The organism is Pseudomonas sp. E141, assembly GCF_052659885.1.
In genome coordinates, this window is record NZ_CP084024.1 from 220728 (window position 1) to 239319 (window position 18592).

Genomic DNA, 18592 nt, shown 5'->3' on the forward strand with positions numbered 1-18592 from the left:
TGATTGTCGAGGCGGGGAGGCGTAGGCCTCCCCGCATCGTTTTTGGAAGCCACATGAATATTCTGATCGTAGGGCCCAGTTGGGTCGGTGACATGGTGATGGCGCAGACACTGTTTCAGTGCCTCAAGCAGCGCCACCCACAGTGCGAAATCGACGTGTTGGCCCCCGAGTGGAGTCGGCCGATTCTTGAGCGCATGCCCCAGGTGCGCAAGGCCTTGAGCTTCCCGCTCGGCCACGGTGTGCTGGAGCTGGCGACCCGTCGACGCATCGGCAAGTCCCTGGCCGGTCAGTACGACCAGGCGATCCTGTTGCCCAATTCGTTGAAATCGGCACTGGTGCCGTTCTTCGCCAGTATCCCCAAACGTACCGGCTGGCGCGGCGAGTTCCGCTACGGCTTGCTCAATGACGTGCGCACGCTGGACAAAGAACGCTACCCGCTGATGATCGAGCGCTTCATGGCCCTGGCCTACGAGCCAGGTGCCGAGTTGCCCAAGCCGTATCCGCGCCCAAGCCTTGCGATCGACCCGGTGACCCGCGAAGCGGCGCTGGCCAAGTTCGGTCTGAGCCTGGACCGCCCGGTGCTGGCTCTCTGCCCAGGCGCCGAATTCGGTGAGTCCAAGCGCTGGCCGGCGGAGCATTACGCCCAGGTCGCCGAGACGAAGATTCGCGAAGGCTGGCAGGTCTGGTTGTTCGGTTCGAAAAACGATCATTCGGTGGGCGAGGACATCCGCTCGCGCCTGATCCCGGGTCTGCGGGAGGAGTCGGTGAATCTCAGCGGCGATACCTCCCTGGCCGAAGCCATCGACCTGTTGTCCTGCGCCGATTCGGTGGTGTCCAACGACTCCGGCCTGATGCACGTGGCCGCCGCCCTGAACCGGCCACTGGTGGCCGTGTACGGCTCCACTTCGCCGGGCTTTACGCCGCCGCTGGCCGAAAAAGTCGAAGTCGTACGCCTGGGCATCGAATGCAGCCCGTGCTTCGACCGCACCTGTCGCTTCGGTCATTACAACTGCCTGCGCCAGCTCATGCCGCCGTCGGTGAACGATGCCCTGGGGCGTTTGCAGGGCGCACCGGTGGAGGTTCAGTAACTTGCGGGTATTGCTGATCAAGACCTCTTCGCTGGGGGATGTGGTTCACACCCTGCCAGCGCTGACCGACGCGGCGCGGGCGATTCCCGGCATCAGGTTCGACTGGGTGGTGGAAGAAGGCTTTGCCGAAATTCCTACCTGGCATCCGGCGGTGGATACAGTCATTCCGGTGGCGATTCGTCGCTGGCGCAAGAACCTCTGGCAAACCATCAAAAGCGGCGAGTGGCGACGTTTCAAGCAAAGCGTGCGTGCCAAGAAGTACGATCTGGTGATCGACGCCCAAGGCCTGCTGAAAAGCGCCTGGCTGACCCGCTACGTCAAGGCCCCGGTGGCAGGCCTGGATAAAGAATCGGCCCGCGAACCCCTTGCAGCGCGCTTCTATTCCCGTCGCCTGGGCGTGGCTCGCGGTCAGCATGCGGTAGAGCGCGTGCGCCAGTTGTTTGCTGTGGCACTGGGTTATGACCTGCCCAAAACCATGGGCAGCTACGGCCTGAATGTCGATCGCCTGGTTGAATTGCCGCGCAGTTACCCTTACGTGGTGTTCCTGCACGGCACGACTTGGGAATCCAAGCACTGGCCTGAGCTCTACTGGCGTCAACTTGTTGAGCGCATGGGCCAGTTCGGCGTCGTGGTGAAGCTGCCATGGGGCAGCCCGCTGGAGAAAGCCCGGGCCGAGCGGATTGCCAATGGCCTGCGCAACGCCCTGGTATTGCCAAAGCTGAATCTGGGTGGGATGGGCAAGGTGTTGGCCGGCGCACAGGCCTGTGTGGCCGTGGACACCGGCCTTGGCCATCTGGCCGCGGCCCTGGATGTGCCGACCATTTCATTGCTCGGCCCCACCAACCCGGTGCTGACCGGTGCCTATGGCAAGGGGCAGATTCACCTCGCCAGTGATTTCCCTTGCGCGCCCTGCATGCAGAAACAATGCACTTATCCGCCGACCGCCGAAGATGCCCGTCGGTTTGACCTGAAACGCGAGCAGCCTCTGTGCTTCACGCGTCTGAATCCCGAGCGTGTTGCCAGCCACTTGAGCACGTTATTGGCTGAGGAGCCGCGCTGATGCAATTGGCTTTTGTCCTTTATAAATACTTCCCTTTCGGCGGCCTGCAGCGTGACTTCATGCGCATCGCCCTGGAATGCCAGCGGCGTGGTCACCAGATCCGCGTCTACACGCTGATCTGGGAAGGTGACGTCCCGCCGGGCTTCGAAGTGCTGGTGGCGCCGGTCAAGGCGCTGTTCAACCACCGTCGCAATGAGAAACTCAGTGCGTGGATGGAAAATGACCTGGCCAAGCGTCCGGTCGACCGTTTGATCGGCTTCAACAAAATGCCCGGCCTGGACGTGTATTACGCCGCTGACGGCTGCTTTGAAGACAAGGCGCAGAACCTGCGCAATTCGCTGTACCGGCGTTGGGGGCGTTACCGCCACTTTTCCGAGTACGAGCGAGCGGTATTCGCCAAGGATGCCAAGACCGAAATACTGATGATTTCCGAAGTGCAACAGCCTTTGTTCATCAAGCACTACGCCACGCCGCTGGAGCGCTTTCACCTGCTGCCACCGGGCATCGCCCAGGATCGTCGCCGGCCCGCCGACGCCGATGAGGTTCGCGCCGCGTTTCGTGCCGAATTCGACCTGGCCGATGATGACCTGCTGCTGGTGCAGATCGGTTCCGGGTTCAAGACCAAGGGCGTGGATCGCAGCCTCAAGGCCCTGGCCGCGCTACCTTCGCAGCTTAAAAAACGCACCCGCCTGTTTGTAATCGGCCAGGACGACCCCAAAGTATTCCAATTGCAGAGCGCCGCGTTGGGGCTTGGTGACAACGTACGCTTCCTCAAGGGCCGCAGCGACATTCCGCGTTTCCTGCTGGGCGCCGACCTGTTGATCCACCCGGCGTACAACGAGAACACCGGCACCGTACTGCTTGAAGCGCTGGTGGCCGGCTTGCCGGTGCTGGTCAGCGCGGTGTGTGGTTACGCCCATTACATCGCCGAGGCCGACAGTGGCCTGGTCCTGGACGAGCCGTTCGAACAGGCGCAGCTCACCGAGTACCTGGGGCGGATGTTGGGTGACGCCGACGCACGCGCGGCCTGGAGCCGCAACGGTCTGGCCTTCGCCGAGACGGCCGACCTCTACAGCATGCCGCAGCACGCGGCCGATGTGATATTGGCGGAGCACGCACAATGAAATTGATGCTGGCCGAACCGTTCAAGAGCCTTTGGGCCGGACGCGATGCGTTCGCCGAAGTCGAGGCGCTCAAGGGCGAGGTCTATCGCGAACTGGAAGCCCGGCGCACCTTGCGCACGGAGGTGGATGGTCGTGGCTTTTTCGTGAAAATCCACCGTGGCATCGGTTGGCGCGAGATCTTCAAGAACCTGCTGACCGCCAAGTTGCCGGTACTGGGTGCGGGACAGGAATGGAAAGCCATCCAGCGCTTGCAGCAAGTCGGTGTGCCGACCATGACCGCCGTCGCCTATGGCGAGAAAGGCAGCAACCCGGCCGACCAGCATTCGTTCATCGTCACCGAAGAACTGGCGCCGACCGTCAGTCTCGAAGATCTCAGCATGGACTGGGTCAAGCAGCCGCCACAGCCGAAGCTCAAGCGAGCCCTGATCGCCGAAGTGGCGCGCATGACCGGCATGATGCATCGGGCCGGGGTCAACCATCGCGACTGCTACATCTGCCACTTTCTGCTGCACACCGATAAGCCCGTGACCGCCACGGATTTCAAACTTTCTGTGATTGACCTGCACCGTGCGCAGATCCGTCCGGCCATCCCCCTTCGTTGGCGCAACAAGGACCTGGCGGCGCTGTATTTCTCTGCACTGGACATCGGTCTGACCCGGCGTGACAAGTTGCGCTTCCTCAAGGGCTATTTCCAGCAGCCGCTACGGCGGATCCTGGCCGAAGAAGCTTCGCTGCTGACCTGGCTCGAAGGCAAAGCCAACCGGCTTTATGCGCGCAAGCTGCGGTACGGGGGCGCGCTCTGATGTCGGGTTGGGTACTGGAGCCTTCCTACGCTGAGCTGGCAGAGGATTTCGGCAGTCTTGATGCAGTGTTCGCCCTAGAGGGCGAGCGTCTGACGCGGGACCCGCTGTCCGAGGTGATTCGGGTACAGCGCAGCGGCGTGAATTACTATGTCAAGCGCTACACCGGGGCCGGCAAGGGGCTGCGGCGATACTTGGGTAAGCCGCGGGTCAAGTCCGAATGGCAGAACCTCAAGCGCTTCGCCAAGTGGGGCATCCCCACCGCCGAAGTCGTGGCCTGGGGGCTGGAGCGACGTGGCGCAGCCTATGACCGTGGCGCGATGATCACGCGCGAGCTGCCGGGCACCGAAGACCTCTCGGCATTGGCAAGGCGTCACGATCCAAGGCTGGCCAATCGTGCCTGGGTCGACGGGGTGAGTCGGCAACTGGCCGGCTATACCCGGACCATGCACGAAAATCGTTTTACCCATAACGATCTGAAATGGCGCAACTTGCTGATCGACGAGCAGTCACGGCTGTTCTTTATCGATTGCCCCAACGGCGATTTCTGGCGCGGTTTCTGGCTCAACTATCGCATCACCAAAGACCTGGCGTGCCTGGACAAGGTGGCCAAGTATCATTTGTCAGCCACTCAGCGCCTGCGTTTTTACCTGCAGTATCGCCAGCGTAACCGGCTCGATGCGTGTGACAAGAAGCGCATCCGTCACGTGGTGAGATTTTTCGAGGGGCGTGAATGACTGATTTTCTGGCGACTGAAGACCAGTCATTGTTGCAACGCCACGGCCTGGATAGCTTCGAAGCCCTTTGGGACCTGCAATTGGATGCGGTGGATGAACCCAACACCGCGGGCGGCGGTTGGAGCAGTGTCTTCCGGCTGGAACTGGAAGGGCGGGGTTATTACCTCAAGCGCCAGAGTAATTACCTCACCAGGACGTGGTCCCACCCCTTCGGCGAGCCCAGCTTTTACCGGGAGTTTCGCAACATCAGGCGTTACCGCCAACTGGGGATTCCGGCCCTGCAAGCGGTGTTCTATGGTCAGCGCAACGTGGGCGGGGAGGTGCGGGCGATTCTGCTGACGCGTGCCCTGGACGGTTGGGATGACCTGGATTCATTGCTGCAACGCTGGTCCAGCCTGGCGGCGACGCAACGCGCCACCGTCCTGCAGGCTTGCGGGCAGTTGGCGCGACGCCTGCACGGCATGCGCCAGGTCCATGGTTGCTTCTACCCCAAGCACATTTTTTTGCAAGCCACCGCCAGTGGCTATCAGGCGCAGTTGATCGACCTCGAAAAGACCCGGCCGCTACTGTTCGGTCAGCGGGATCGAATCAAGGACCTGGAGCCCTTGCTGCGTCGCGCGCGAGCCTGGAGTGACGACGATGTGCGCCAGATGCTCTGCACCTACCTGGATCAACCGCTCAAGAGTGCACTGGTTGACCGCTGGATGACTCGTCTGACCGCCCGGCGCAGCCATAAGGAGGCTCGTTGATGCATTTATCCGAATTGAAGAACGCCGGCCGCAGCCCCAACCTGCCTTTGAGCCTGGAGCTGGCGGACGCCGCCGGCCCGGCGCAATTGCAGCTGCTTTCCCTGTTGCGTGTGTTGCCGGGACAGCGCTACGTCGGTGCTGGCGTCTGGCGCGGCCGTCCGGTGTTGGCCAAGTTGCTGGTCGGCAGCAAAGCGGGCAGGCACTTTCACCGCGAACTGCAAGGCGTGCGCCTGCTGGCCGAGCAGGGGCTGACTACGCCGCTGTTGCTGGCCGATGGCCTGAAAGAAGGCGAGGGTGGCTGGCTGCTGTTCGAATTGCTCGAGGGGGCCGAAAGCCTCGGGGACGCCTGGAAACAGGTCGAGGGCCTGCCACTGCTCGCCGACGAACAAACGGCGGTACTGGCCGAGGCGTTGGGAGCGATTGCACAACTGCACAGCAAAGGCCTGTGGCAGGAAGATTTGCACTTGGACAATCTGTTGCGTCACGGCGGCAAACTCTATTTGATCGACGGAGGCGGCATCCGCGCCGAAACCCCGGGCCAGCCATTGTCGCGCAACAAAGTGCTCGAAAACCTGGGGGTGTTTTTCGCCCAGTTGCCCAAATCCCTCGAGCCTTTCAACGAAGAGTTGTTGGTGCATTACCTGCTGGGCAACGCCGAGCACGCCTTGCCCATGGAGGCGCTGCAAAAACAGATCGACAAGGTGTACGCCTGGCGCCTGAATGACTTTCTGGAAAAAGTCGGGCGTGAGTGCAGTCTGTTCAGCGTGCAGCGTGGTCCGTTCGGTTTGCGGGCGATTCGTCGTGATGAAGAGGCGGTCATGGCGCCGGTACTGGAGCAGGCCGATGCCTTGCTTGACCAAGGCCACTTATACAAGACCGGTGGGTCGGCGAGCGTTGGTAAAGTCGATGTGAACGGGCGCTCTGTGTTGATCAAGCGCTACAACATCAAAAACTTCGCCCACTGGCTCAAGCGCTTCTGGCGTCCGAGCCGCGCCTGGCATGCCTGGCGCGAAGGTCATCGCCTGACGTTCCTCGGTATCGCCACGCCCAAGCCGCTGGCGCTGCTGGAAAAGCGTTTTCTGTGGCTGCGTCGCGGCGCCTACCTGGTGACCGAGCACCTGTCGGGGCCTGACATCATCGAACGCCTGGCCCCTTACGTCGAAAACGGCGCCGCTCCCGAGCCTGAGTTGCTGGCGCTGGACCGGTTGTTCGCCGGCCTGATCCGCGAGCGTATCAGTCACGGCGATTTCAAGGGCCACAACCTGCTCTGGCAGGACGATCGCTGGGTGCTGATCGACCTGGACTCCATGTGCCAGCACCGCAGCCTCTCCAGCTTCACCCCCGCCTATGCCAGGGATCGTGCGCGGTTCATGCGCAACTGGCCGCAAGACAGTGCGTTGTATCAGGTGATTGATCAGCGGTTGCCCAAAAGTTTTTGAAGGGTGCCCCGATAGCTGCTTCGGCACGTCCCCTGTGTAGGAACTGCTGAAGGCTGCGATCTTTGTTTTACCCCTTGAGGTTCAAGGGAAAGATCAAAATCAAAAGATCGCAGCTTCGGCAGCTCCTACGAGGCTTGCCAACGCTTTTAAGCTATAATCCCGCCCTTTAGCTGCCCCGCGCCCCGGCGTGCGGCACATCTTTTTTCGAGGCGTTTGTCGCCTCGCATGCAGACATTAAGAGGCTAGACCCCTGTGGCATTGACGATTCTTGGCCTGTCCGGCGCCCTTAGCCATGATCCCTCCGCAGCGCTGTACATCGACGGCAAGCTGATCGCGGCGGCCGAGGAAGAGCGCTTCGTACGCGATAAACATGCAAAGAACCGCATGCCCTACGAGTCGGCGAAGTTCTGTCTGGAACAGGCCGGCATCAAGCCGTCCGACGTCGACGTGGTGGCAATCCCGTTCGCCCCGATCAGCCTGTTCGGCGAAGCGCGCTGGCATTACGCCAAGCGTTACTGGTACGCCCCGGATCGCGCCCTCGATGCGATCCTGATGGGCAACCGTCGCTACAAGCGCTATCGCCGCAAGATTGTCTGGTGCCTGGAGCAGCTGGGTTTTGATCCGAAAAAGATCAAGATCGAGCCGGTCGAGCACCATCTGGCCCACGCCTCCAGTGCGTACCACTGCTCGGGCTTCCAGGAGAAAACCGCGATCCTGGGCATCGACGGCAAGGGTGAATACGCCACGACCTTCTTCGGCTACGGCGAAAACGGCAAGATCCACAAGATCAAGGAATTCTTCGATCCGGACTCCCTCGGCGGCCTGTATGGCGCGATCACCGAGTTCCTGGGTTTCGAGATGCTCGACGGTGAGTTCAAGGTCATGGGCATGGCGCCTTACGGCGATGCCAGCAAGTACGACTTCTCGCGCCTGGCCTCGTTTGAAAACGGCGAACTGGTGATCAATACCGACTACGCCAACGTGATCGGCCTGCGTCGATATAAAGAGAAGGGCAAAGGCTTCTACTTCTCGCCGAAGCTGATCGAATGGCTCGGCCCGAAACGTGAAGGCGACATCGCCGACGAGCCGTACATCCACTACGCGGCCAGCATGCAGGCGCTGTTCGAGAAACTTGCGCTGCAGATGATCGACCACTATCTGGGCGACGTGCTCAAGGAAACCGGCAAGCTGGCGTTCGCCGGTGGCTGTGCGTTGAACGTCAAGCTGAATCAGAAAATCATCGCCCGTGACGACGTCAAGGAACTGTTCGTGCAACCGGCTTCCGGCGACGCCGGCACCGCCGTGGGGGCGGCAGCTTATGTGTCCCACGCCCGTGGCGTGCCGGTGGAGAAGATGGAACACGTCTACCTCGGCCCGGCCTACAGCAACGAAGACGTCATCGCCGCCTGCGCCCGCCATCCGAGCAAGCCTGCGTGGCGCAAGATCGACAACACCCCTGAGCGCATCGCCAAGATCATGGTCGACGGCAACCCGGTGGCCTGGTTCCAGGGGCGCATGGAGTTTGGCCCGCGTGCCTTGGGCGGTCGCTCGATCATCGGTTGCCCGAGCGCCAGCGGCGTGGCCGATCGCATCAACGAACAGATCAAGTTCCGCGAGCGCTGGAGGCCTTTCTGCCCGTCGATGCTCGACACGGTCGCACCGCAGATGATCAAGGTCGATCACCCCGCGCCGTTCATGACGTTCACCTTCGAAGTGGCTGAAGAGTGGAAAACCCGCGTGCCGGAAGTCGTCCACGAAGACGGCACATCCCGGGCCCAGGTACTCAAGCGTGAATACAACCCACGCTATTACGACATGATGAAGGCTCTGGAAGTACTGACCGGCAACGGCGTGTCCCTGAACACCTCACTCAACCGCCGTGGCGAACCGATGATCTGCTCGCCTACGGACGCTCTGAACATGTTCTTTGGCTCTGACCTGCAATACCTGATCATGGAGGATATTCTGGTGGTCAAAGAGGGGGTGGATGTTTATGACTGAAGTTTTGATCAGTGTCGTCATTCCTGCTTATAACTACGCCGATACCTTGCCTCGTGCGGTGAACTCGGTGGTGGGGCAACTGCGCGATGCTCAGGCGGAGTTGCTGGTGATCGATGATGGCTCCACTGATGCAACGCCACAAGTCCTGGAACAACTCCAAGTTGAGCATGCCGGTTGCTTTCGGGTTTTGCGCAAGCCCAACGGTGGTTTGTCCTCGGTACGTAATCGTGGGATCGAGGAGGCTCGTGGGCCATATCTGATTTTCCTTGATGCCGACGATGAGATGGCGCCTGGTGCTTTGGCTGCGTTGACTCGGCATATCTCCAGCAATCCCACCAGCCGCATGATTATCGGTGGTCACTGGTCGGTATTCGCTGATGGTCGTCGTGTCCTGCACGCCGTACAACCCTTGCCCGCCACCCCGCGTGAGCGCGTACGTGGTTATCTGTTGGACAAGACGGTATCGCTGTCCAACGGTGCCTGTGCAATGCATCGAGAAGTATTTGGGCCAGGCAACTACCCGGAGCATTTGCGCTGTGTCGAAGATATTCCGGTGTTTGCTCAGGTGCTTGCGGGTTTCCCATGCAGTGTGCTCGATGCGCCACTGGCGCTGATCCACAAGCATGACGACAGCATGCGTCATGACCTCAAGCAAGCCCTGGCGGCTGGCGTGGGGATGGTTGACGAGGTTTTTTCTCCGGCGCGTCAGCCGCAGTTGCAGGATCTGCGCCGGGCTTTCCTTGCTCAACGCTGCCTGTCGCTGTTCCGCGCTTGCTACAGCGCTGGTGATTATGTCAACGCCAAGGCTTTTTATATTCAAGCCGTGCGTACTGATGTTCGCTCGCTCACGCGCTGGACTTATACGCGCAAGGCTATTCGGTCGCTTTTCAAGTGAGCTCGCCTTTCACCGGTGAAAGTGTGATCCAGGGCCAAGAGAGCTGGGCACAGAAAGCGCGTGAGCTGGACCGGTATCGCTGGAAACTGCTGCGCCAGCGGCATGGTCGCTTCGCCAGCTTGCTACGGTTGGTTCGTGATGCGCTGGTGGAGTTCGTGATCGGCATTCGCGCAAGGGTTTGTTTGAGCGATTCGGTTGTCGCCATGCCCTGTGAGGTGTTGTTGCTGCATTCGGCGCCGAAATCCATGGCGTTGCAGCGCAAGAATATTCTGATCGAGGCTCTGCGCAGCCGGGGGCTTCTTCTGGCGGAGGCAGCGTTACGCTCACCGTCGGATGCCTGTGCCCGACGTATGCTCATGGCGCCGCCGCAGTCTGTACCGTTACGTTATTTGGCATACGCTGCCCATGCCCAGTGGCTGGTGATGACGTATTCACCCAAGTTACTGATCAATGAACGCAATGGTAGTCTTCATGCTCCGTTCTTGCGTTTGGCGCTTGCTGCGCGTGGGGCACGACTGCTACAACTGGCTCATGCCACAACCTTGGAATCTTCAGGGCGACTGGGGATGAACGACTACGACTATTATGGTGTTTTTGGTCGTAGCTCGCTGGTTGCATTGCAAGAGCGAAGATTGCGGTTCGGTGAGTCGACGGTGGTGTTGGTCGGTTCTTACCTTGCTGACGAAACTTATGATCTGCCGGGCGCTGATCCGGCTCTTAAAACGTTATTGATTCTGGGGGTTGGTCCTGACCGAGAAAAAGAATCGGGTTATCAGGACACCTATCGGTTACTGCGTGATTGGGCCGGACAAAATCCGGACTATCGTTTGCTGTTCAAGCGTCACCCTCGCAGCAAGGCGCGATTCTGGGGCGATGCCGCTGCGCAGTTTACCAATATCGAGTTGCTGGATAGCCAGTGTTCGCTGGCTCAGGCTTTGGCGCAGGCCAGTGTCGTCATTAACATCATGTCCAACGCTGGCATTGAGGCGGGTCTGGCGGGCCGACCAGTGATTCACGTGAATGCCGGCAGCGATGTGGATATTTTCTCTCATTCGTTATTTTTCGGGCCTCAAGTGAGCGATGGGCAGGGGCTTTCCCGGCAACTGAAAGCGCTTGAGCAGGATTACCAAGCGCATTCGGCCCAAGCCCGGCGCTTTGCCGATTATCATTTGGTACACGGTTCCCAAGGACTGCTGAAGACCACCCAGCTGGTTGATGACCTGCTTCGCGGCTCCGATCCTGCGTGCAACTTCGAAACCTTCAAGTTAGCCGCCGCTGGCTGACGTCGGCGGCTGGGGGCTCAGGGGTTGAGCACCTGGTTCAGTTCACGCTCGCTGCAGACGTGTTGATTGTTCAGGTAGTGCTCAAGAAATTGGTTGTCCTTGAGCAGCCATTCGCGGTCTTGGCGATAGCGCAATATATGTTTGAAGTTGCGTAGGCGTAGGCCTTTGCGCAGAGGCTTGCATTGAGAGCGCAGGTCTGCGACATCGATCAGTCCAAGCGTGTTGTGGGGCGTCAATACCACGTTGCCCAGATGTGCGGAGCGAAAGTAGATGCCGGTTTCATGTAGGCCGGCAATGAATTCGCCCAGCCGTGCGCGAAGATCATCATTCCCCTCGACGCCGAGTAACTGACGCAGGGTTCGCCCAGGCAATGGGTCGTAATGCACTGCATCGCGCTCGATACTGGGGATGCGATAAATCCGGCGAATTCTCGGACACTCGATTTTTCGTTCCTGCAGTGCTCTGCAGTTGTCGGCGAAGCGCTTGGCGTAGGGTGCCCAGAGGGCAGAGGTCAGCAGGCGTTTACGGCGAAATAGCTTGAGTATCGATCCATCGGCAAGACGCAGAACTTTGTCCCCTTTGCCGTCGGCTTCGAGAACGTCAGCGTCTTCGCGCATGTTGAGGTAAGAAATGTGATCGAGCGTTTGCATCAAGGCTCCAAGGCATGCCCGTGGTGGGCAGCCGGGTATGTTACCGCAGTGTGCATGCTGCAAAAAACCGCTGTGGTATAGTCGTGCCAATTTTCAGGAGGTGCATGCCCCTGTTTGCGCGGGCTGCCCGGGCATTGCCATCGACTAGTTATCTTTTGATTCATGTTGGCAGTCTCCTATGCGCGGGCCGTTGAATAGCGGGATGTTAATGTCTGCGGACTGGTCGCACGGCGGTTATGAAACACTTTGGTAGGTGAATGCGGCCTACTTTCTGGACACCCTATGACGAAAATGCTGTTCATTTCCCTGGCCAAGCATCAGGGGCTTTATTTCAATCGATTGCTTAATGAGACCGAGCTACAAGGTACAGTCGTTACTCCTTCAGAGATGCCCTGGCCGAGATCCTTACGAGTATCCAGGGTGCTTTCGCGAATCGACAGCCCAAACCTGATCGAAAGAAAATGCGAGGAACGGCGCGTCAAGAATAAGAGCACCGGTCGCTTGTATCGCTTATTGTTACGTCTGGAACTCCTCTGGGTTGCGTTGCGTGTCCAGGCCCTGCTCGACCGCGAGCGTCCCGATGTGCTGGTATTCTGGAATGGGGGACATCGATACTGCCAACTGTTAATGGCGTTGGCTGCGCCTGGGTGTAAGACGTTCTTCTTCGAGAATGGCTTGTTACCCGACACCACGACCGTTGACCCCCAGGGTGTGAATTTCCTGAACGCCGTTCCGCGTGAGGTCGATTTTTATCTCAATTATCCTTATCCCGTGCCTGACCATCAGGCGGCGCCTGTCCTGATTCCTCGTAAGCCCCGTGCCAGCGGTCCTCCCCCAATAGTATTACCTGAGCAATTCGTCTTTATTCCGTTTCAGGATGACCGCGATAGTCAGGTTCGGTTGTTTTCTCCTTGGGTTCGGAACATGCGGGAGATGTTTGCCCTGGGTGAGCGCCTGGCCGACGAGACCGGTTTGACAGTGGTCTTCAAAGAACATCCATCCAGCCGCCAGCACTATCCAGATTTGCATGAACGCACTCACGCTCGTCTGTTGTTCGCCAATGGCAACTCCACCCAGCAATTGATCGAGGCCAGTCAGTTTGTGGTCACGCTGAACTCAACGGTGGGCCTTGAGGCTTTGCTTTTGGGTAAGCCGGTGCTGACCTTGGGCCAGGCGTTCTTCAATATCGAGGGGTTGGTGATGCACGCCGATAATGCCGAGCAGCTAATGGGGCTGGCGCGCGCGTTTGCGCAATGGCCGCTCAACGATCAGTTGAGACGCAACTTCCTTCACTACCTCTCTGAACACTATTGCATCAAGGGCGGCTGGAAAAATGCCGACAACGCCCAGTTGCAGCGGGTCGCTAACAGAATGCTGGGGAAAACCGAGTGCTAGCAGCAGTGAGAAGGCTCATCGACAAAGATGTACTGACGTTGTGGGCATCGACCGGATTTCTGATACTGCTGTGTGGAGCATGGGTACTACCGAGTAACAAGCTTTATCACCAGAGTTTGATTTTCCTATTGTGGCTACCCGCCTTGTTGGCGCTGTTTCGTCGGGATTTTCGCTCATTGCTCAGGCAGCCGGAATGTCTGCTCTTCATCCTGTTTGTGGCCTGGACCCTACTGGTATTGGCGCTGCAGGGGGGGGATGACGTCTTCGGCAAGAGCAAGGTGACACTTTACGCTGCGCTAACTCTGCTGGGCGTATTATTGGCTGCACAGAACAGTAAGTGGCGGTTCGAGTCCATGCTGCTGTACGCATCGATTGTCGGAGGTTTTTTTGCAGCGGCTTCGTGGGTCTACTTCTATCAACTGTCCGTCAAGCCATTCAACGCTCGGGTGATTGCCATAGGCTTGTGGGACGCAGCGATCATGGCTGCGCATGCAGTGGGGGCCTTGGCGATTATTGGCGCCTTCACGTTTCAGACCAAACGGTTCAGCCCCCGCGTAATGGTGTTGTTGCTGATTCCGGCCCTGGGGTATGCCCTGTTCCTTGGCTTCAGTCAGACGCGCGGTGTGTGGATCGGTTTGTTGGCCTGTCTACTTGTAATGGGGGCGGCGCGACCGTCACGCTTGTGGGCCGCCTTGATCTTTCTGGTAATCCTGGGCGTGGCATCTGTTGCTCTGTACAAGCCACAGATCCTTCTCCAGCGTGGTGTTTCCTTTCGTCCGGAGCTATGGAGCGGCGGCGTTCAATTGCTACTGGAACACTGGGCGTTGGGGTTAGGATTCCATGAATATCTCATCCCGATCCCTGAAATCGGACGTTCATTCAAGCACCCCCATAACCTCTTCCTGGATATCGGCGTGCGCCTCGGTGTTCCTGGTCTGCTGTTATTCGGATGGCTGTGGCTGGCGGTTGGTTGGCGTGGTTGGATTTCGCGAGCGCAACCGCTGGGGCAAATGTTGCTGGCGCTGTGGGTTTTTTCCGGGGCATCGTTACTGACGGATGGCATTGGTCTTTGGCTCAAACCCAACGCGGACTGGTTGATCACATGGCTGCCGATCGCCGTGAGTATCGTATTGGCTGCTCGTGGGAAAACGGCAACTACAGACGCCAAGCAAAGCGCTTCCGTTTCTTGATGCCTGCGGCGCTGATGCGAACACTGTCTCTGCGCTTTTGGCGGCCGTCCTGACTGAGCCGATGTTGTAATGGGTTCGCTGTTACAATCCGCAGCTTGTCTCTCTTTTCAAATGTCCGAGGCGCACCGAATGGCCAATCCCGACCAGCAATCGAGCATGAAGATTTACCTGCGGTTGCTGAAATACGTGCTCCCTTACTGGGGAGCTTTTGCCATCAGTATCATCGGCTTCGTGCTGTTCGCATCCAGTCAACCGATGCTGGCGGACATGCTCAAGCACTTTCTCGACGCTTTGCAAAAGCCCAGCGACACCCAGTTTATGGGGATTTCACTGGTGCTTGGCGTGCCATTGTTGATCGTGCTCATTGCTGTCTATCAAGGCATAGGCTCATTTCTAGGTAACTACTATTTGGCCAAGGTCGCCCGTGGCGTGGTTCATGACCTGCGTTGCGCCCTGTTCGACAACTTGCTGACCCTGCCTAACCGCTATTTTGACAACCATAACTCGGGGCACCTGATTTCACGCATTACCTATAATGTGACCATGGTCACCGGTGCCGCGACCGATGCGATCAAAGTGGTGATCCGCGAAGGCCTGACCGTCGTATTCCTTTTCGGATACCTGCTTTATAGCAACTGGAAAATGACGCTCGTCTTGCTGGCGATCCTTCCCTTCATCGCGTTGATGGTCAGTAGCGCGAGCAAGAAATTTCGCAAGCAGAGCAAGAAAATCCAGGTGGCGATGGGTGATGTGACCCATGTGGCTTCGGAGACGATCCAGGGCTACCGTGTCGTTCGCAGTTTTGGCGGTGAAGCCTACGAAATCGAACGGTTCCACAAGGCCAGTGCTGACAATATGAACCGCAGCCTGGGCATGACCCGCACCCAGTCGATCTATACGCCGATGCTGCAACTGGTGATTTATATTGGTATGGCCGTACTGATGTACTTGGTGCTTTATCTTCGCGGCGATGCTTCTGCCGGTGAGCTGGTCGCCTACATCACTGCTGCGGGTTTGCTGCCCAAGCCCATTCGTCAACTGTCGGAAGTCAGCGCCACGATCCAGAAAGGATTGGCGGCAGCGGACAGTATTTTCGAGCAACTAGACGAAGAGCCGGAAGTGGATACGGGGACTCAGGAAATCGCTCGTGTAAACGGTCGCCTGGAGGTGCGCAACCTGAGCTTCCAGTACCCAGGCACCGAAAAACTCGTGCTCGACGACATTTCCTTTACCGCAGAAGAAGGGCAAATGATCGCGCTGGTAGGGCGCTCAGGCAGCGGCAAGTCGACCTTGGCCAACCTGATTCCGCGCTTTTATCATCACGACAAAGGTCAGATCCTGCTCGACGGTTTGGACGTAGAGCAATACAAGCTGACTAACTTGCGTCGTCACATCGCCCTGGTGACTCAGCAGGTCACCCTGTTCAACGATAGCGTTACCAACAACATTGCCTACGGTGACCTGGCAGGCGCCCCGTTCGAGGACGTGCGCAAGGCTGCCGAAGACGCCTACGCGGCCGAATTCATTGAGCAAATGCCTCAGGGTTACGACACCTTGGTGGGCGAAAACGGTGTTCTGCTTTCCGGCGGTCAGCGCCAGCGCCTGGCGATCGCTCGGGCCCTGCTCAAGAACGCTCCCCTGTTGATTTTGGATGAGGCCACTTCGGCCCTCGACACCGAGTCTGAGCGCCACATCCAGGGAGCTCTGGACCAAGTGATGAAGGGACGCACCACCCTAGTGATCGCCCATCGCTTGTCTACCATCGAGAAGGCTGACTTGATCCTGCTGATGGACAAGGGGCGTATTGTCGAGCGAGGTACTCATTCAGAGTTGTTGGCACTGAACGGTTTATACGCCCGCTTGCATGAGAAGGATTTCATCGATGGCACCGACGACGTGACGAAAGGTACCTTCGCCTGATTTCGGTTTTGCGCGATTTCAATATTCGCGAGAGGCTCGGCTATGGATGGAACGGTAAAGGTCTCGCTACAACAGCCGCATGGGCTCTCGATTTCTCCCGAGGCCCGGGCGGCGATCAAATCCCAGCAACCGCGATGCATATGGTTGACCGGACTTTCCGGGGCGGGAAAGTCGACACTGGCCAATACGCTGGAAGTACGGCTTCACGGCAGTGGTCTTCATACCTGTCTGCTTGATGGCGACAACTTGCGCCGAGGTTTGTGCAGCGACCTGGGCATGACGTCTGAAGCCCGCAAGGAAAACGTCCGGCGTATCGCCGAAGTGGCACGGTTGATGGTCGACGCCGGACTGATTGTCATCGTTGCGGCCATTTCGCCATTTCGCGCCGACCGCGAAGCGGCACGCAAGTTGTTTCCCGAGGGTGCTTTCCTTGAAGTCTATGTCAGCACGTCTTTCGAGGTTTGTGCCCTGCGTGACCCCAAGGGGCTTTATCGGGAAGCGCGGGCCGGACGGTTGAAAAATTTCACCGGTCTCGACAGCCCGTACGAAGCCCCCCTGGAGCCCGATTGCGATATCGACACGGGCGAGCTAGCGCTGAGCGAGGCCTGCGAGCGGTTGTGGGCATTGCTCCAGCGCTGACTCCAGAACTGCTGTCGCATCCGCTTACAGCCATGCAAGAGCCTTCCTCAACCCTGTGCTAATATCGCGGCCCTGTTCATTTTGTATGTGGGATGCTCCATGAAGTTGTCCATGCCGCGATTCGATCAAGCCCCTGTATTGGTGGTCGGCGATGTCATGCTCGACCGCTATTGGCATGGCGGTACCTCACGGATTTCCCCTGAGGCGCCGGTTCCGGTGGTCAAGGTCGAACACATCGAGGACCGTCCCGGTGGTGCCGCCAACGTTGCCTTGAACATCGCCGCCCTCGGTGCGCCGGCCTCTCTGGTGGGGGTGACCGGTGACGACGAAGCCGCCGATAGCCTGACCAATAGCCTCAATGGCGCCGGCGTGCGGGCGATTTTCCAGCGCGTTGCGCACCAGCCGACCATCGTCAAGCTGCGGGTCATGAGCCGTCACCAGCAACTGTTGCGGATCGATTTCGAAGAACCGTTCGCCACCGATCCCCTGGCCCTCGGGGCGGAGGTCGATAACCTGCTCGAAGGCGTCAAGGTGCTGGTGTTGTCGGACTACGGCAAAGGTGCGTTGAAAAACCATCAGGCGCTGATCCAGGCCGCTCGTGCCCGTGGCATTCCGGTACTGGCTGACCCCAAGGGCAAGGATTTCTCGATCTACCGCGGCGCGAGCGTGATCACGCCGAATCTCAGCGAATTCGAAACCATCGTCGGCGGTTGCGCCGATGAGCACGAACTGGTGAGCAAAGGCGCACAGCTGATGCAAGACCTCGACCTCGGCGCCTTGCTGGTGACCCGTGGCGAGCATGGCATGACCCTGTTGCGTCCCGATCATCCAGCGTTGCACCTGCCGGCTCGTGCCCGTGAAGTGTTCGACGTGACCGGTGCCGGCGATACCGTGATCTCCACCCTGGCTGCGGCCATCGCCGCCGGCGAGGAACTGCCCCATGCGGTGGCCCTGGCGAACCTGGCGGCGGGCATTGTCGTTGGCAAGCTCGGTACTGCCGCCATCAGCGCCCCGGAGCTACGCCGCGCGATCCAGCGCGAAGAAGGCTCCGAGCGAGGCGTGCTGGGCCTGGAGCAATTGCTGCTGGCCGTCGACGACGCCCGTGCCCACAACGAGACGATCGTGTTCACCAACGGCTGCTTCGACATCCTGCATGCCGGTCACGTGACCTACCTCGAGCAGGCCCGGGCCCAGGGCGATCGCCTGATCGTCGCGGTCAACGACGATGCATCCGTGAGTCGTCTCAAAGGACCGGGTCGGCCGATCAACAGCGTCGACCGGCGCATGGCGGTCCTGGCTGGTCTTGGCGCGGTGGATTGGGTGATCAGCTTCAGCGAAGGCACGCCGGAAAACCTGCTGCGCGAGGTCAAGCCGGATGTGCTGGTCAAGGGCGGTGACTACGGGATCGATCAGGTCGTGGGAGCGGACATTGTCGCGGCCTACGGCGGCACTGTGAAGGTGTTGGGGCTGGTGGAAAACAGCTCGACGACGGCGATTGTGGAAAAGATCCGCAATCACTGAGCCTTTGCTGGTGACAATGTGTCAGGCAATGCGCCAACCTGTGGGAGCGAGCCTGCTCGCGATGGCGTTGGCCCCGTCAGCCTCGATTTGGCTGACACATC

General features: G+C 59.2%; 16 protein-coding genes. 15 read left to right on the top strand and 1 reads right to left on the bottom strand.

The features are described 5' to 3' along the window. Positions 1-53: 53 nt before the first annotated feature. From waaF to GKKCFE_RS00965, 10 genes are all read left to right on the top strand, one after another. Positions 54-1088: a lipopolysaccharide heptosyltransferase II gene (gene waaF / locus GKKCFE_RS00920; RefSeq protein ID WP_107321432.1), complete on the top strand. Its 1035-nt coding sequence runs from the start codon at positions 54-56 to the stop codon at positions 1086-1088. Between the two features lies 1 nt (position 1089). Beyond that, on the top strand, positions 1090-2148 hold the full coding sequence (gene waaC, locus GKKCFE_RS00925; RefSeq protein ID WP_047225909.1) for a lipopolysaccharide heptosyltransferase I: 1059 nt from the start codon (positions 1090-1092) through the stop codon (positions 2146-2148). Then, positions 2148-3272, top strand: coding sequence for a glycosyltransferase family 4 protein (locus tag GKKCFE_RS00930; RefSeq protein ID WP_047225908.1), 1125 nt, complete (start codon positions 2148-2150; stop codon positions 3270-3272). Before waaC ends, GKKCFE_RS00930 begins: the two co-directional genes overlap by 1 nt. Continuing rightward, entirely contained in the window at positions 3269-4075 is an 807-nt protein-coding gene (gene rfaP / locus GKKCFE_RS00935; protein WP_047225907.1) for a lipopolysaccharide core heptose(I) kinase RfaP, read from the top strand. The genes GKKCFE_RS00930 and rfaP overlap by 4 nt, the downstream gene beginning before the upstream one ends. Next, the gene (locus GKKCFE_RS00940) at positions 4075-4809 is read left to right on the top strand and encodes a lipopolysaccharide kinase InaA family protein (protein WP_076382932.1); all 735 of its coding nucleotides are present in this window, start codon (positions 4075-4077) and stop codon (positions 4807-4809) included. The genes rfaP and GKKCFE_RS00940 overlap by 1 nt, the downstream gene beginning before the upstream one ends. Further along, entirely contained in the window at positions 4806-5558 is a 753-nt protein-coding gene (locus tag GKKCFE_RS00945) for a lipopolysaccharide kinase InaA family protein (protein WP_139048599.1), read from the top strand. The genes GKKCFE_RS00940 and GKKCFE_RS00945 overlap by 4 nt, the downstream gene beginning before the upstream one ends. Further along, entirely contained in the window at positions 5558-6997 is a 1440-nt protein-coding gene (locus tag GKKCFE_RS00950; protein ID WP_445577383.1) for a lipopolysaccharide kinase InaA family protein, read from the top strand. The genes GKKCFE_RS00945 and GKKCFE_RS00950 overlap by 1 nt, the downstream gene beginning before the upstream one ends. Before the next feature lie 252 nt (positions 6998-7249). Next, positions 7250-8998 (top strand): carbamoyltransferase family protein, encoded by a 1749-nt coding sequence (locus GKKCFE_RS00955; protein ID WP_139048597.1) that lies wholly within the window; start codon positions 7250-7252, stop codon positions 8996-8998. Further along, positions 8991-9893 (top strand): glycosyltransferase family 2 protein, encoded by a 903-nt coding sequence (locus GKKCFE_RS00960; protein WP_188252199.1) that lies wholly within the window; start codon positions 8991-8993, stop codon positions 9891-9893. The genes GKKCFE_RS00955 and GKKCFE_RS00960 overlap by 8 nt, the downstream gene beginning before the upstream one ends. Beyond that, positions 9890-11176, top strand: a complete 1287-nt coding sequence (locus GKKCFE_RS00965; RefSeq protein ID WP_139048595.1) for a capsule biosynthesis protein — start codon at positions 9890-9892, stop codon at positions 11174-11176. The genes GKKCFE_RS00960 and GKKCFE_RS00965 overlap by 4 nt, the downstream gene beginning before the upstream one ends. Positions 11177-11193: 17 nt before the next feature. Here the strand turns inward: GKKCFE_RS00965 and GKKCFE_RS00970 are convergent, their stop codons facing one another. Further along, positions 11194-11826 (bottom strand): toluene tolerance protein, encoded by a 633-nt coding sequence (locus GKKCFE_RS00970; protein ID WP_316912509.1) that lies wholly within the window; start codon positions 11824-11826, stop codon positions 11194-11196. A gap of 282 nt (positions 11827-12108) precedes the next feature. Here GKKCFE_RS00970 and GKKCFE_RS00975 point away from each other — a divergent pair, with 282 nt between their 5' ends. The 5 genes from GKKCFE_RS00975 (at position 12109) to hldE (ending at position 18491) form a co-directional block, all read left to right on the top strand. Continuing rightward, complete coding sequence (locus tag GKKCFE_RS00975; protein WP_139048593.1) at positions 12109-13221, top strand: capsular polysaccharide export protein, LipB/KpsS family; 1113 nt, start codon at positions 12109-12111, stop codon at positions 13219-13221. Next, complete coding sequence (locus tag GKKCFE_RS00980) at positions 13215-14411, top strand: O-antigen ligase family protein (protein WP_188252201.1); 1197 nt, start codon at positions 13215-13217, stop codon at positions 14409-14411. Before GKKCFE_RS00975 ends, GKKCFE_RS00980 begins: the two co-directional genes overlap by 7 nt. Before the next feature lie 129 nt (positions 14412-14540). Next, positions 14541-16331, top strand: coding sequence for a lipid A export permease/ATP-binding protein MsbA (msbA, locus tag GKKCFE_RS00985; RefSeq protein ID WP_139048591.1), 1791 nt, complete (start codon positions 14541-14543; stop codon positions 16329-16331). Between the two features lie 42 nt (positions 16332-16373). Then, the gene (gene cysC / locus GKKCFE_RS00990; RefSeq protein ID WP_445577384.1) at positions 16374-16970 is read left to right on the top strand and encodes an adenylyl-sulfate kinase; all 597 of its coding nucleotides are present in this window, start codon (positions 16374-16376) and stop codon (positions 16968-16970) included. A gap of 99 nt (positions 16971-17069) precedes the next feature. Further along, positions 17070-18491 (top strand): bifunctional D-glycero-beta-D-manno-heptose-7-phosphate kinase/D-glycero-beta-D-manno-heptose 1-phosphate adenylyltransferase HldE, encoded by a 1422-nt coding sequence (hldE, locus tag GKKCFE_RS00995; RefSeq protein ID WP_047225895.1) that lies wholly within the window; start codon positions 17070-17072, stop codon positions 18489-18491. The last annotated feature ends 101 nt before the right edge of the window (positions 18492-18592 follow it).

What these genes read in the sequence shown, in the direction of transcription:
- GKKCFE_RS00940 (WP_076382932.1), top strand. Translation starts at nt 4,075, where the DNA reads ATGTCGGGTTGGGTACTGGAGCCTTCCTACGCTGAGCTGGCAGAGGAT.
- waaF (WP_107321432.1), top strand. Translation starts at nt 54, where the DNA reads ATGAATATTCTGATCGTAGGGCCCAGTTGGGTCGGTGACATGGTGATG.
- GKKCFE_RS00960 (WP_188252199.1), top strand. Translation starts at nt 8,991, where the DNA reads ATGACTGAAGTTTTGATCAGTGTCGTCATTCCTGCTTATAACTACGCC.
- GKKCFE_RS00930 (WP_047225908.1), top strand. Translation starts at nt 2,148, where the DNA reads ATGCAATTGGCTTTTGTCCTTTATAAATACTTCCCTTTCGGCGGCCTG.
- GKKCFE_RS00950 (WP_445577383.1), top strand. Translation starts at nt 5,558, where the DNA reads ATGCATTTATCCGAATTGAAGAACGCCGGCCGCAGCCCCAACCTGCCT.
- hldE (WP_047225895.1), top strand. Translation starts at nt 17,070, where the DNA reads ATGAAGTTGTCCATGCCGCGATTCGATCAAGCCCCTGTATTGGTGGTC.
- rfaP (WP_047225907.1), top strand. Translation starts at nt 3,269, where the DNA reads ATGAAATTGATGCTGGCCGAACCGTTCAAGAGCCTTTGGGCCGGACGC.
- msbA (WP_139048591.1), top strand. Translation starts at nt 14,541, where the DNA reads ATGGCCAATCCCGACCAGCAATCGAGCATGAAGATTTACCTGCGGTTG.
- GKKCFE_RS00945 (WP_139048599.1), top strand. Translation starts at nt 4,806, where the DNA reads ATGACTGATTTTCTGGCGACTGAAGACCAGTCATTGTTGCAACGCCAC.
- cysC (WP_445577384.1), top strand. Translation starts at nt 16,374, where the DNA reads ATGGATGGAACGGTAAAGGTCTCGCTACAACAGCCGCATGGGCTCTCG.
- GKKCFE_RS00970 (WP_316912509.1), bottom strand. Translation starts at nt 11,826, where the DNA reads ATGCAAACGCTCGATCACATTTCTTACCTCAACATGCGCGAAGACGCT.
- GKKCFE_RS00975 (WP_139048593.1), top strand. Translation starts at nt 12,109, where the DNA reads ATGACGAAAATGCTGTTCATTTCCCTGGCCAAGCATCAGGGGCTTTAT.